Origin of the sequence: Bartonella sp. ML70XJBT.G, assembly GCF_028618575.1 — a bacterium.
In the GTDB taxonomy this organism is placed as follows: domain Bacteria; phylum Pseudomonadota; class Alphaproteobacteria; order Rhizobiales; family Rhizobiaceae; genus Bartonella.
This window is the reverse complement of the sequence record NZ_JAQITA010000006.1, coordinates 26,087-40,053: the sequence shown is the minus strand read 5'-3', so window position 1 is coordinate 40,053 and position 13,967 is coordinate 26,087. Positions and strand designations below refer to the sequence as shown.

Annotated in this window: 8 protein-coding genes and 1 tRNA gene; 3 read left to right on the top strand and 6 right to left on the bottom strand. The window is 36.7% G+C overall.

Annotation, left to right across the window (positions count from 1 at the left end):
* Window positions 1-1,093: 1,093 nt before the first annotated feature.
* Together ptsP and PVV64_RS03980 are read left to right on the top strand one after the other, a co-directional pair.
* Window positions 1,094-3,601: a phosphoenolpyruvate--protein phosphotransferase gene (ptsP, locus tag PVV64_RS03985; RefSeq protein ID WP_273759702.1), complete on the top strand. Its 2,508-nt coding sequence runs from the start codon at window positions 1,094-1,096 to the stop codon at window positions 3,599-3,601.
* Between the two features lie 465 nt (window positions 3,602-4,066).
* A tRNA-Ser gene (locus PVV64_RS03980) sits at window positions 4,067-4,156 on the top strand.
* A 1,345-nt stretch (window positions 4,157-5,501) separates the two neighbouring features.
* On the opposite strand, the gene PVV64_RS03975 is transcribed toward PVV64_RS03980, so the two are convergent.
* The 6 genes from PVV64_RS03975 to PVV64_RS03950 form a co-directional block, all read right to left on the bottom strand.
* Window positions 5,502-5,960 (bottom strand): hypothetical protein, encoded by a 459-nt coding sequence (locus PVV64_RS03975; RefSeq protein WP_273759701.1) that lies wholly within the window; start codon window positions 5,958-5,960, stop codon window positions 5,502-5,504.
* A gap of 791 nt (window positions 5,961-6,751) precedes the next feature.
* A complete protein-coding gene (locus tag PVV64_RS03970; protein ID WP_273759700.1) occupies window positions 6,752-7,069 on the bottom strand; it encodes a cupin domain-containing protein in 318 nt (105 codons plus the stop codon).
* A 295-nt stretch (window positions 7,070-7,364) separates the two neighbouring features.
* Entirely contained in the window at window positions 7,365-8,570 is a 1,206-nt protein-coding gene (locus PVV64_RS03965) for an ATP-grasp domain-containing protein (RefSeq protein ID WP_273759699.1), read from the bottom strand.
* On the bottom strand, window positions 8,567-9,619 hold the full coding sequence (locus PVV64_RS03960) for a hypothetical protein (RefSeq protein WP_273759698.1): 1,053 nt from the start codon (window positions 9,617-9,619) through the stop codon (window positions 8,567-8,569). The genes PVV64_RS03965 and PVV64_RS03960 overlap by 4 nt, the downstream gene beginning before the upstream one ends.
* The gene (locus tag PVV64_RS03955) at window positions 9,616-9,780 is read right to left on the bottom strand and encodes a hypothetical protein (RefSeq protein ID WP_273759697.1); all 165 of its coding nucleotides are present in this window, start codon (window positions 9,778-9,780) and stop codon (window positions 9,616-9,618) included. The genes PVV64_RS03960 and PVV64_RS03955 overlap by 4 nt, the downstream gene beginning before the upstream one ends.
* Window positions 9,781-11,215: 1,435 nt before the next feature.
* Window positions 11,216-11,992 (bottom strand): trans-aconitate 2-methyltransferase, encoded by a 777-nt coding sequence (locus PVV64_RS03950; RefSeq protein ID WP_273759696.1) that lies wholly within the window; start codon window positions 11,990-11,992, stop codon window positions 11,216-11,218.
* A 1,256-nt stretch (window positions 11,993-13,248) separates the two neighbouring features.
* Here PVV64_RS03950 and tmk point away from each other — a divergent pair.
* On the top strand, window positions 13,249-13,689 hold the full coding sequence (gene tmk, locus PVV64_RS03945; protein WP_342753409.1) for a dTMP kinase: 441 nt from the start codon (window positions 13,249-13,251) through the stop codon (window positions 13,687-13,689).
* Window positions 13,690-13,967: the final 278 nt, after the last annotated feature.

Here is a 13,967-nt window from a genome sequence, read left to right as displayed (position 1 = left end):
CTTTTGACGTGCAAAAAGTGCTCAATAATTTATATTTTCAGAGAATTTTAGAGAAATTTTATGGGAATATTTGCATGATCATTTGGGTAAGGGTGAATAAATTTGTAGAGGTTAAGGGTGTACATAAATATTCTTTAAACGGTTATAGATAGTGATGAGGTTATCCATTTGAGAGAGAAAAAATATGTAAAATAGGTTATACAAAATGTTGATCAAAACAATTTTGAAATGAAATATTTTTAGGGAAGAACAATCTAGAAGAGAGGAAATCACCTTTAAGGAAGCGTGGTTTGAGATGATCGAAATGACTGGTATGTAATCAGTGATATCGAGTTTTTTTGATCTATCTATTATGGCATGTTATGAACATAAACTCTATTAGTATTTAAGAGAAGATTGATCTAAGCTAAAAGCGTTTTCCGTTTTATAATTTTTTTCTTTAGCGATCTCACACACTTTTAGGGAGAAATACTGAATTGGGACGTAGACAGAGGGGGCTATGGGGTTGCAGTATTGATTTGAGAAGGGAAAACATATGATATCATTAAAGTGATATGTTGAGGATTTTATGTTATGAGATATTTAGCGACGTCGGATTTTAAAGAGGGAAATGATGTGTAGGCATTTGTGATTCCGTACTGGATCAGAGAGAAATATGGCTTGTTTAGTTGAAGGGAGATCAGTTAAAGTTGCGGATAATTGGGGAGTTGCTTTCTTTGTATGGGGAATAATAACAAGTTATAGAGGGTAACTTGGAGTGTGGGAGCATTTTAAAAAGAGTTTTTTCGTAAGTGGGTATGTCAAGAGTGGGACATTTGTCTTTGTGAAGTACAGAAACAGAAGAAGAAGCATATTTGCCTATGATAGTTTTAGGGCAATTTGGGTGCCGTTGTTCTCCAATTATTGAATCAGTCATGTTGGGGTATTTAAACACTTTGCTTAAGTTATCTTTGGTATACCAGAAGCAAATTGTAGTGTTATTTATCATTTATCTTTTTGGGAACTGCGGCTTTGGCATGAAATTGATCAAACATATTTATACTTAAATGTGAGGCAGTTTAGATTCATTATGAGATGTGAGGAAGTAGAGGCAATGGATACAGATTTTAATGAGAGTGGAATCTTGTCTATTAGATCTGTACAGCTTGCAGCTACTTTTGATCATAAGCATGATGTGATCCATGCTGCTGCTGAATTGCTTGTGCAGGTTGGTGCCGTTAACAAATGTTATCTAGCAAGTATGCTCAAACGTGAAGCAATAACAAATACTTGGTTTGGGAATGGTATAGCAATTCCCCACGGAATGTTTGAAAGTGGTGATTTGATCATCAGGGATGCTATTGCTGTTATACAGATTCCTGCTGGTGTTGAGTGGTGGGATGGAAATAAGGCGCGTTTGGTTATTGCCATTGCTGCTTGTGCGGATCGCTATAGAGACATTTGCCAACAGTTAACACATCTTTTATTTGATAAGGAACGGCTTGAAACACTTTTAACAACTGGTGATAAACAACAGATTGTCACAACTCTTTTTGGTCAGGATATGAAGATAGGGAAAGCGTCTATAGGTGATCTTTCAGTGTGTCAAGCATGGACGTTAGATTATCCAAGTGGTCTTCATGCGCGTCCAGCCTCTCTTTGGGTTGATTTTGCGAAAAAAGCGCAAAGTTCTATCAGAGTTCGCCACGGTCAATATGCCGTTGAAATGAAAAATTTGGTTGGTTTATTGCAATTAGGGGCAAAAAACGGTGATGTTCTCATTTTTTCAACGGATGCTGTAGAAGGTACACAACTTCTTGAGAATGCGATTTCCGTTGTGAAGCAAGTGAGTATAAGTGAAAAGTGTATGGTGAGAGAAATGGAATCTCAAACAAAGACTTTTCATGGTTGGTATCCACGTTTCAGACAAAAAGAGATCTCTGGTGTTGGGGCAAGTTCAGGGTTAGCTTTTGGCAAGATTTTTGTTTTAAAGAAAAATGATATTTCCATCATAGATCAGCCCATAGGTTTTGCAGCTGGTGCATCGTGTCTTGAAAATGCTCTTACAAAAACAAAACATAAAATGGCATCTGTGATTGCTGATATTACAGCGCGTATGGGTGCAAATTCGGCTGCGATTTTTTCTGCACAAATGGTTTTGCTTGAAGATGAAAATTTGATAGCTCAGGCTTATCGTTTTATGGCAGAAGGTCATGGTGTCGCTTGGTCTTGGGATAGAGCAGTTCAGCAATTTGCAGATATGTTCTCTAAGATAGATAATCCTATATTAGCAGGACGTGCTGTTAATTTAATTGATGTTGGTCGTCGTGTTTTAGGAGAAATCAATCCATCCTATAGATCATTCTTTTTAAATGATATTCCACGTGATGTTATTCTTGTTACGGATGACCTTTCTCCTTCCGATGTAGCACAGCTTGATTGTACAAAAGTACAAGGGGTAGCAACAGCATGGGGAGGTCCACTCTCTCATACGTCTATTTTGGCGCGTACCCTTGGTATTCCTATGGTTGTCGCTATGGGTGTAGATGTTTTATCAGTTGAGTGTGGTATCGAAGCGATTATTGATGGCGATAACGGGTTTATTTATCTTGATCCTGCTCCTGAAGATATTGAAGATGCTCAAAGGCAGATGCGTATTGTCATGCAAAAGCGTGACTATGAGATAGGTGTGTGTAAATTACCAGTACAAACAACAGATGGCCAAAGAATTCGTATCATGGCTAATGTCAACTACGCAAATCAGGTTCCTATTGCACTAGATTTGGGGGCTGAGGGTGTTGGGCTCATGCGTACAGAATTTTTGTTTTTAGATAGTCCACATATTCCAGATGAAGACGCCCAATTTGATGTATACCGTGCGATGATTGCAGCTCTAGGAGATAAGCCATTAATTATTCGCGCACTTGATATTGGTGGGGATAAACAGGTTAAACATTTACATTTATCTAAAGAGGACAATCCCTTTTTGGGTATTAGGGGAACGCGGCTTTTGTTGCGACGGCGTGATCTTTTGGTTCCTCAGTTACGTGCTCTCTATCGAGTTGCAAAAGAAGGTGGAGATTTATGGATTCTGTTTCCAATGGTCATGTCTGTTTCAGAAATTTTTGCTATAAAAAAGATCACAGAAGAAATTCGCAACGATATTGATGCACCAAAATTAAAACTTGGTATTATGATTGAAGTTCCAGCGGCTGCCATTATGGCAGATATTTTAAGTGCTTATGTTGATTTTTTTTCGATTGGAACCAACGACTTAACACAATATACAATGGCTGTTGATAGACAAAATCCTTATCTCGTTGCTGAAGCGGATAGTCTTGATCCAGCAGTTTTACGCATGATACATCAAACGGTTCAAGGTGCAGCAAAACACGAGTGTTGGGTTAGTGTTTGTGGTGGCATGGCTGGCGATCCTTTTGCAGCAATGATCTTGACAGGATTGGGAATTAATGAACTTTCTATGATATCCTGTGATATTGCTTCAGTCAAAGCGTGCTTACAAGCTCATAGTTTTGAAGATATGAAAATTTTAGCAAAAAAAGCATTACAGTGTGAGACTGCGCGAGCTGTACGCGCTCTTAGCAACGAGATAAAGCAATAAGAGATTTAAAGAGGAGAAGGGTGCGCCAGTTGGCAATTTGGTAAAGTAAGCGCATTATGAATCATTTTTGTTAGAATAATTTTATTATATCCATGAAGCATATTTAAATATTGGAGAACCACAGATTAAAGCAGTTACTTATTTAGCTGATTATGAGATGCAATGAAGGGTAATGGGTTTTGAGTAATGCTTTGTTCAAAAACATTAGGCAGTGTAATCAACAATAGTGTTATTCATCAGTGAGAAGATGACATGTGAGATAAAAATGGCTTACTTATGGTAATTTTGTGATCTTATTTTAGCTGTTTATATTCACGGGAAAAATTTGTTTTTTAAAAGGAGAGGATGTGTTTGTGTTTCAACAAGTATCGCATCTTATTTTGGGAAATAAAGTTGTTTTTTAAATTTTGAGTTATAATTTAGACTTGCACGTTATTTCTTTCTGGGTATAGTGTGCAAACCTCTGGAGAGGTGGCCGAGTGGTTGAAGGCGCACGCCTGGAACGCGTGTATATGAGAAATCATATCGAGGGTTCGAATCCCTCTCTCTCCGCCATCGATCATAAAATTAATAGGTTATATAAAAGTTTGGGCATTTTAGGTTCTGTGCTTCTTTTGGCTGATTTTACTGTTTATTATCTACCTGTTAAATTTTTTACATTGCTGAATGCTTTTATAGGTCATTGATATAGAGGGTGCTGTTTATTTGTGGACCAGTCAAAATGCGTGCTTTTGAATAGATAGATAAAAGTCTGCAAGTTACAGGAATGCCGGAAAAATGAGACATATTAAATGGATTGATCCTTTAAAGGGCTCGAGAGATTCGATTAAATCGTTTATTTTGGTCTAGAAGGTTACTATTCACTACAGCCATGAAATCCAAGACGCTGAGAATTTTTTAAGCCAGTATAGATGAAGAGCAGGCCGAACTGTTGCAGAAAAATGCAGTAATTGCTGAATGAGCCATTCTCTATTTTATCACCCTACCACTGGTTGATGTGCTGTTCAATGCACAAGCCTCTTTTACTATAAAGGAAATGGACCTCTTTCAGTATTCTATCTCACATTACAAAATCAACCTAAAGAACATGATGTGGTGCCTGAAAATTTTCTGTGCTGGGTTTGGGTTGAAAGCAGAAAAGTTAATGGCTTATACACCAAAGACTCAAACAGCCATAGATTCATGGGAAGTCATATGATTGGTGGTCGAAAATTCTAAGCTCTATCGTGATATTTAAACGTTTCACTCCGTCTTCTGTGAAACCTTTGTGATAATGATAAGCTAATATTCTCAGTGTGATTTTTTAAGAGTTCCTTCTAAAAAAACACTGCAAATAAATAAGTAAATATATACCCAAAATATAAACCAACGACAAAAAGCCAAATATATTGACCATATATGCACTCATGTAAAAAAATACCAAGAGACTAAGTCTTCCAATAGTCGACAAGAATGACTCGTATGTGGCTCTAAGACTGTCGCTAATACTGTTGTGCAGGGAAATTTCTACACGAAGATATGTATGCTTAATGAAATAAAAAATCATACAGACTAAAAGAACAACAATTTCTTTTCTTGGTTCAAAGAAAACAACTGTCAAAATTATGGCAACTGAAAGCAACAGCAGTAAAACAAAATTCATTCTCTCACTGAATTTTCTAAATAGGAAACTAACCATTAGCTGGGAGAGCAATAGAAGAGAGAAGACTAAGCCAAGATAAAAATAACTTACATTGATATTATAATCTTTAAATATCCACTGCCAATACTGCGAAAAGATATTGAAAAAATAAGTGAAAAATAAAAACAGAGAGAAATATAAGAAACTTTAATAAAAATAGACAACATCTCTTTTGCGCCACAAATAAAAGAAGTCGCTTTTTTGCTTCTTTCTCTCCTTTTAGATCATCCAAAAAAACAAACCGAATATTGTGGTCTTCATCATGAGAAATGTAGAGCTATACCATATGTGTTGGCTAGAATAACCGGCAAAATATGCACCGATCAAACTAAAGAGAAGCATGCCAATGCAATTATATTGAGAGCTATGATCAAACATTTTTTTCGTAGATGTACGTTTTGTTTTTGCATCTTGAATAAGTAAAGCGTTATAGGTACCAGCAATCAATGTAAGTGATAATGCATTAAAAAGCTCTGCTAGAAGAAAACCGTAAAAGCTTGTAGAAATGCCCATAAGAAAGAGCCATTTGGCTGCAAAAGTCGCTGCTAAAATGATCGATATTTTATAACTTTTTCTATCTGCAAAATATCCAAGAGGAATATCTGTAACCATCATGACAAAGGTTTGGAATGACTTAATGATACCGATATCAATAAGCGTCAAGCCTTTTTCAAGCATATAAAATACAATAAAGGCGCCTGTTGAAATCCTTATACCGTTAAATAAAAACCCAAATGCTCATATACTCGTCATTTATTCCACACCAACAATGAATAAAGTAATGAGTACATTACTTTGTGAAAGAGATAGACGCGAAAACTTATACTTTTATAAAAAATAGAGCAATAGCCCTATATGGAGCATCAGTTTTATCAATCTTTTATCCAGAAAGCTTCATGAAGAATTTTTTTCTATAATTTTTTATTGGTAAAAAATACATTAAATATTTCATTTCTTTAAGAACAATCCAAAAAACAGCAACCGTATTGTATAGATCTAATAAACTATGCATAGAATTTTTCTTAATATTCTTGATCAATACACTGAAATTTTTCATATGATTCTGATTTGCACATGAAGAACATCTGGTTTTACTTGGGATAATAAACAGCTCCACGACAGCATTTGCTATAACTAAACAGGTATATAAGGGTGCACCCTTCATCTTGCAGATAGTTTGGTAGGTAAAATGAAAAAATATGATCTCAGGTTATTGGCTGTGTATAGCACAAACTCAGTACTTTCGAGTGGTCAGGTGTTTTTCTACATTATCTATTTTTTCATTATAGAACATAGGGCAAAATGAACTGTGACGAGCGCAATGCGATGCTCGAAGGGGTTCTAACATTAGATGTGAGCTGGAAGCAGTCAAATTAATGATTTGATCCGCCACAAAACCCAAGGAGTACAGCTTTATGGGAATGGGACGAAAAGGTCCCCTGTATCAGAGGCAATCAACGAGAGCGCATTTATCTACCATTTTCAAGAGCAAGGATTTCCGTAGCGATTGCATATATGCATCCTGTATCTGCAGCTACTGATTTATGCTTTGTGTTGGCAGGAAGATGTATCATATTTCCTGGTGTACAGGTTATACGCTTCTCACTATAGAAAAAATCTAACTCTCCCTCTATAATTAAGAGAGTTTCATCGACCTTATGGGTATGCCAATCGTGTATTTTTCCTGGAAAATCTCTTTGTATCTCTATCGAGCCTTGTTTTGGCAGCATCATTTTTAAGATATCATAGATATTTTTATTTAATTGAATTTTAGAAAACTTAGTCATTATCGTGCTCCATGAGATGATATGGGCAAGATGGGGATTCAATATTATTATCTGCAGAAGTATTGCATCCGCGCTCTATTCTTGGGATCATCATATTTTTGTGGTCAACTTGTTGTAGAATCCAAATCAGAGCATGTCTTTTTGCTATCCATTCACCCTGAATAGGCAGGGAAAATTCTAGTTTTGTTATTCATGAGCGCATCGAATTCTTTAAAAACAACCTGCTTCGATTTTTAGTTTCTATTCCTCATTATTTGTGTTGCTGAATTCCTGTTTTTCTCCAAACTGTTATATTTTATAAGAAATTGCTACGAATTGAGGCCTCTAAGGTCGATAATTCATCATCATTTTCGCCCAAAATTGCTATAATAGCTGGGCAGGTATTTAAATCAATTGTCATGGGTAGAGGTTCATTTTCTTTAAAAAAGAGCATAAAATGAACCACATTTTCGCAAGAATGAAGTTTTTGCTGCCATAGGTTCATATCTTTTATAATAAAGCCCTCAGTCTTGTTGATAAGAAAGAGAATACGTCCTTTTTTCTTAAAGCGGCTTGGTGTTTGCGAAAATACCCCCGCAATAAGGTTGACAGAGCTTTTCAGTAAATCATCTTCATAGCAATGCACGAACAAGGAGGGTGCAATCCCTCCGTGGAGGCGGGCTCCCACTTCAATCATCACGGGACCGTGAGCGGTTTGCATGATTTCCATATGCGCAGGTCCATATTCAATTCCCACTGCGCTAATACATTTTTTTGCATAAGAGATAAGATCAGCATAAAGAGAGTCTTGAGCATCGAGCACATCAAGCGATTCATAAACAAAAGCACTGCCATTATGGAGCCCCTTTTTATAGCGCGATAAACTGCATATCTTGATAGCTTCTCCCTTTACAACGGCATCTACGATGTATTCTTCTCCTACTAATCTTTCTTGGAGCAAATAAGCCTCATTAGGCATACCAAAAATATTTTTCTGCCTCCAATCGATTCCAGAGATCCACGCTTCCACTTCCTCACGGTTGGAGAAAAATAAAACACCATCGCTTCCAGCAGAAGCATTGGGCTTCACTACATAGCCGCTGTGGCTTTCAAAATCATCGAGAGCACAATTGTCTTTTGTAAGAATTTTTGAGCGGATATAAGACAAACCATTTTCATGGAGGCGCTTTTGCATTGCTGCTTTTTTCCGTCGCCAATCGGTGGTCAAGGGATTGTTTCCAGGGCAACCATAATAAGCAGCCAATTGCTCTGCACAATAAAGACTGACTTCAGCACCAGCCACCACGGCTTCTATCGTGCTAATCGGAAAACGCTGCTTGATTTCATCGACACTATGAAGTTTTGCTTCTGCCATGCCATCACCCTGATAAGCAAGCGTGAGATGCGAAGAGAGAGTTGGTTGAGAGACAACGCCATAACAAGCATAACCTAATTTTTGCAAGGCAGGGCCATAGAGGGCACCCGTGGAGAAAGGATCGACGATAAGAATGGGTTTACTCATGCTGTGGTCCGCTGTGTGACAAGGAAAAGGACATAAATAAAGATTATCAGCCCTATAGGGGGGAGAAGATAAACAGCTGCTTGTGGCCCCATAAGGGCAGAGCTTGTAAGGAGACCAAGGATAACATAACCAGCCGATTGGGAAAGAGTATAAAGCATGCCGCTATAGCTTCCCACCAGCTCTGCTTGAGTTTCTGTCTTGGTTGCTTCAATCGTATGTTTGCGGGCATTAATTCGTATGGTATTCATCGAAAAGCCAATAAAAAAGCAAAAGACCACAGCCAAATAGGGTAATTGGGTGATGCTAAAAATGGCATCAGCTACACTCAACAATAGGGCTGGGAGGATGAATTCAAAGCGAGGGATTTTAATAAAAGCAGCCAAAAAAGCGCCAACACCTGCAACAGCGCTGCAAAGCCCATAATATTCAGAGCCAAAATTTTTCACACTTTGAAAAAGAATGGTTGCCAGTGTATTATAGGCGCAAGCATGAAAGCCAATAAGGCTTATACAGACGCATAAAAGCTTTAGTTCAGGAGTGAGCCCATCTGCTTTTGGTGGTATTGTTTGAATATTCTCGGTTGCAAGTGGCGTAGCATTTGTAGCATTATCGGTGCTATATTCATCGCGAAAGATAACATAACCGGCCACAAGGCTTACGATAATATCAAACAGACAAATTGCTGCAATCAAGCCATTATAGCCGATTCCAGCTGCTATTCCTTGTGAACTGGTTGCTTTTAAGAGATAACCACTCAATGCTGCTCCCAAAAAGGCACCAATTTGCACCACTGTTTGCATGATGCGGGAAGCCTTTTGCGCGCTAATATAACCACTAAGCGCTAGTTTAGTATTATAAGTCTCGAGTGTGCTTAGAGTGATCAAAGAAAGATAACCAATAGAGATAGAGACAGCAATAAAACCAAAAGGGGAATCGACATAATGAAAAAGGGCAATCAATAAAAGAAGACTATAAATGATAATCCGCCTTTTGTATAAATCTACCAACCGCAGTGAGGACTTAATGCGTACAAGTTTGCTTTTTTTCAAAAGATAGGGTGTAAGGGTGCCAAAGCCATGGTTACGCCTAGGAAAACCGATGAGGATGTTATACGATAAGCATTCCAAAGATTACTTAAAAAGAGCACCATATCAGAAAGATAGAGCAGGACAACAAGACCATAAAACCGAAATATCAGTTGTTTGCGCATATCTCCCCCCTATAACCTCTATGCCCGCAGGTCTAAAAATATGCAATATGATAATCAACATGCATGCCGACAAATAATGAGTACACGCATTGGCGAGTATTTCAAGTTTTTTTGAGAGGGACATAATATAAATTTGAACGTTGATCTTTTTTATGACGATAATTCATGTTCAAGGATTGAGGGCAGTTTAGTATTTTCTCTGCGTGTTGATGCGTTGTCGATAAGGGGACGCTTCACGAAGAGAGACGCTTAGCGATGCCCTTGAGATGAAGCTTTCAGGGTTGATTATGTTTATGTTTGGTGTTGAAATTTTGCTATTGATCGTTACGGTAATAAGCTTTGATTTTGCTGTGACGACAACTTCTGTTATCGGGCAGAAAATCATTTATGATCTCAGGCTGAAGACACAGTTGTATTAACGGTTTTACAGAGTATTTTTTTCAAGTTGGGCACGCGATAAATGAGCTTTAGAGGATTCTATACAACGGATTTATATGGATCGGCATCGTTGTTGTTAAGTTTATATAACAGCTTCTTATCAAACTGAAAATATATAAGAAATATTTTCTTTAAACGCTTTTACAAGAAGCATACCAATAGTTCTGTGATGCTTTAAGACTTGCCTTGCTCCTTTTTGACAAGATTGGATATCAAATGTATATAACGGGCGGTGGTTCAAGAAAAGGTCAAGAATTCATAAGCTAATTATGTAGCAGAATGGAGTATTCTCTTTTAGAGGCAATAATATGCTTTGATAACATCTGTCTCTATAGCACTGACACTACGCGATCAATCCTCAAAAGCTTTACTGAAAAATAGCAGGTTATGCAGTGTGAACAAAAATATCTTTGATGACAAGGAATGAATTTCATTTTAAGGGATCAAGAAGAGAACCTTTAGTTTAGAACTGAATCTATACATCGCATTGTCTTTAAACGCATTTTCCGTTTCCTCCTTTGAGTGGTTTGTTTAAGAAGCAATGTACTTGTAACCAAACAAGCAATGTATCTATTGTTCGTTGAATTGACTCTAGCTGATATCCATAATGGACAGGTGATTTAAAGGGCATCATTCGGATAATCCCTCCTTGGTAAAAAAACGTATATTTTCATGCATCCAAACTTGACGTTTACAGCTTTGAACACCATGGCTGTAACAAAGGCTTTTTCTCATCCAGTCTGTCGATCGGTTGATTATTATGAAGTAGAAGATAAAATAACATTTTTTTTCAAATATCATGGCATAGCCAAGAAGTTCTCTGTTGAGTACAAACATCGGTAGTAGACAGTAAGATTGAATGCAACGAGATGTCCGTTTAAGCCCTGAGGGGGAAAATCTGTGCGCTGCTTTTAAACGCGCATATGAGTAATGCGTGCATTTTTTTCGCATCATTTGTTTTAGGATACCGAAAGAAAGTGAAGGTAACTGAGGTAGCTTATCTTACATACATGTAGAGCTCGCTTTGATACAAAAGCTGCAAATTCCCTTGTACTTCATATTGTTTTATCAATATAGCTAATTGCTGCAAATATTCGTCTCCATGCCTAGCAATCGCGCGTTGTGCTTGCGTTGAAGAGCGGCTCATACCAATAAAGGTGTTAGATGGAATTTTCATCACCCAATTGTGTGTATGGAGAGAAATCTTTTCTGGATTTACCGCAAAACCATCACGCATTTCCTGTAAAAAATCAAAATGGCGATAATAACGGGAATAGTTAGGGCTCATCTCCTCTAATAATGTCTCATAAGCGTTGAGAAATTCGCTCTGTTTAAAATCGCGATTATTTTGAATGACCGCCATGACACCTCCAGCTCGGAGTTGGTTTGAGACGGTGCTAAGCAACAGAGGGCGATCTATCCACTGAAACGCTTGCGCTGCAACAACAAGATCAATTTTACCGATTTTGGGCAATAGGCTTTCAGCTTTGCCTTGATACCATTGCACAAAAGGAAACTTTCTTTGCCCCTGCTTAATCATATCTGCTGAGACATCGATAGCATGATATTGGTGTTCATTTCCTAGAATTTTAACAATTCCCTCTAATGCAATGCCTGTTCCAGCTCCCACATCCACGATAGACAAATGCTTTTTATTCTTAAAAGGAAGCAACATAGTGTTCAATAAGGCAAAAGGATAACGCGGACGATAGCGATCATAATCATCAGCCAATCCGTCAAATTTTTCATTTTTTGGCTGAACGCTTTGTATCATAGTACCCTCCCTTATAATTGTTGCCAAAATAATTGAGAAGCTCTTCTTTGGCTAGTAAGCATAAATTCTGCAAAAGGGCGAAATGAGTACTATCCTTTAGTATTGTCTCTCTTTCATTCGATAAAATTGATACACACATTTTTCTTTAAATGATCTCTTTTGCAATGCAATTATAATCAGGTAGAAATTTCATACATTCCAATAAAAATCCGTCCCAATTCTAGTGCGATTATCGCTTCAATGTTTTGAGCGAGTCTTGAATTTATAGCTCACTAGATGGGAACGATCAAATTCGAATACTGGAATGAAAAAGATGAGGTCACGCATTTGTACGCTATTAGAAAACTCAAGTCAAAAATTTTCAAAAATGTGAGATGCTAAATATATGGAATTTGTCTCTATGTGTTTATAGTGAGGAAGATTATAGCATTTATAGAAGCATCCCTAGCGAAGGGTGAATTCTGAAATTTATAAAGCGCTTTATCAAAGTTGATATTTTCTCATGCCATTTTGGGAGCAATAGTCGGTATTGACCAATATATGGTAATATCAGGATTGCCTATACTCCCTATAAAGTTGGGGGTATGCTTAATATCTTCGTTTTTCGTGCAGAAAGAGTTCTATGTTATATTGAAATGCTTATGACTGTGGTTTAATAAAATAAGCATATTTCATATACAAGGTATAAAAAGAGTATATGAGTATAAATAGTAATGAGGTGAAGTGTTATAAACTGGCTTATAAACATCAATGCAAGATAAATTTAATTTATCTTCATAGGAGCGGGGGGCTGGTATTTTCAGTAAAGTGGCGTCTCTTATCTCTTGTTGAATCAAAAGGCTTCATTGAATATAAAGTTTAAAAATATGTCTCTCGTTGCAAATAATGTTCAAAAATTTCAGTCTCTTACACTAAAGGAACTTGATATTCTTGATGCCTCTCTCTGGTAACGAGTGATGAATTTAAACATATCTAAAGAGATTTTGCGTATCAAATGACTTAAAGAATGGATGGTTTAATAGATAAAATGTATCTTAATAAAGATGTTTATAATTCCATGTGGTCTCTAAAAAAATATTCTGGCTCTTTTATTGCTTTATGTGGATTTGATGGGAGTAGAAAAACAACTCAAACAAAAAAAATTCTCGCCATTACTCACAAGAAAGACATATAATACAAACTTTTCAGCCTAGTAATTGGTATAGAAATAAACCAGAGGTTAGAGATTATTTAGATAATGGAAAACAAATTGATCCATTGCTTTTAGGGCTTTAGCCGCGACAGATAGACGCAAACATACGCTTGAAATTATCGAGCCCTCTTTAACGTCATCAAAAAATTTATTAATCAGCGATCGATATGTTTATTCTAGTCTTGCTTATTTTTATGCGCGAGATCTTTCTCTTGAAACTGTGGTGAAATTAAATCAATCTATTCCAAGACCTCATATCACATTTTACCTTCATTTACCGCCTGCTGTGATTATAGAACGGTTGCAAAAAAGGGATGGTTTAATCTTAAAATACGAAGAAAAACTCTCATTTATTGAAAAAGTTTGTGAAGTATATCAACTTTTGTCAGAAATGGATGAGCGATTTATTGTAATTGATGGAACTAATTCTGTTTCTTCAATCCATAATCAAATACGGCACTATATAGATAAGGTTTGTTTTGGCCAATGCATAAATGTAATATAAAAACCTATCTGCGGTATATTCTTCTTATATTATTGGCTTAAAGCTTATATAGGAAATTCTAAAGATGTCATAATAATTGATATGTGCTGGAAAAATATTTCCTTGAATATTTGAAGCTTTTTACTGAAAAATTATCTATCATTAAATCGCAAAATACTTTTTTGAAAGATTTTTGGCAAGAGGGATACAGTGTTAGAAAAATGATCTATATTTATCATGATGATAATATCTTCATTCTTTACATTAAATGTAGCGCTATAAGCACGATCAGGTATGGA

Bases quoted from the DNA above. Each gene is read 5' to 3' on its own strand.
- ptsP (WP_273759702.1), top strand. From the start codon at position 1,094: ATGGATACAGATTTTAATGAGAGTGGAATCTTGTCTATTAGATCTGTA.
- PVV64_RS03975 (WP_273759701.1), bottom strand. From the start codon at position 5,960: ATGCTTGAAAAAGGCTTGACGCTTATTGATATCGGTATCATTAAGTCA.
- PVV64_RS03970 (WP_273759700.1), bottom strand. From the start codon at position 7,069: ATGACTAAGTTTTCTAAAATTCAATTAAATAAAAATATCTATGATATC.
- PVV64_RS03965 (WP_273759699.1), bottom strand. From the start codon at position 8,570: ATGAGTAAACCCATTCTTATCGTCGATCCTTTCTCCACGGGTGCCCTC.
- PVV64_RS03955 (WP_273759697.1), bottom strand. From the start codon at position 9,780: ATGCGCAAACAACTGATATTTCGGTTTTATGGTCTTGTTGTCCTGCTC.
- PVV64_RS03950 (WP_273759696.1), bottom strand. From the start codon at position 11,992: ATGATACAAAGCGTTCAGCCAAAAAATGAAAAATTTGACGGATTGGCT.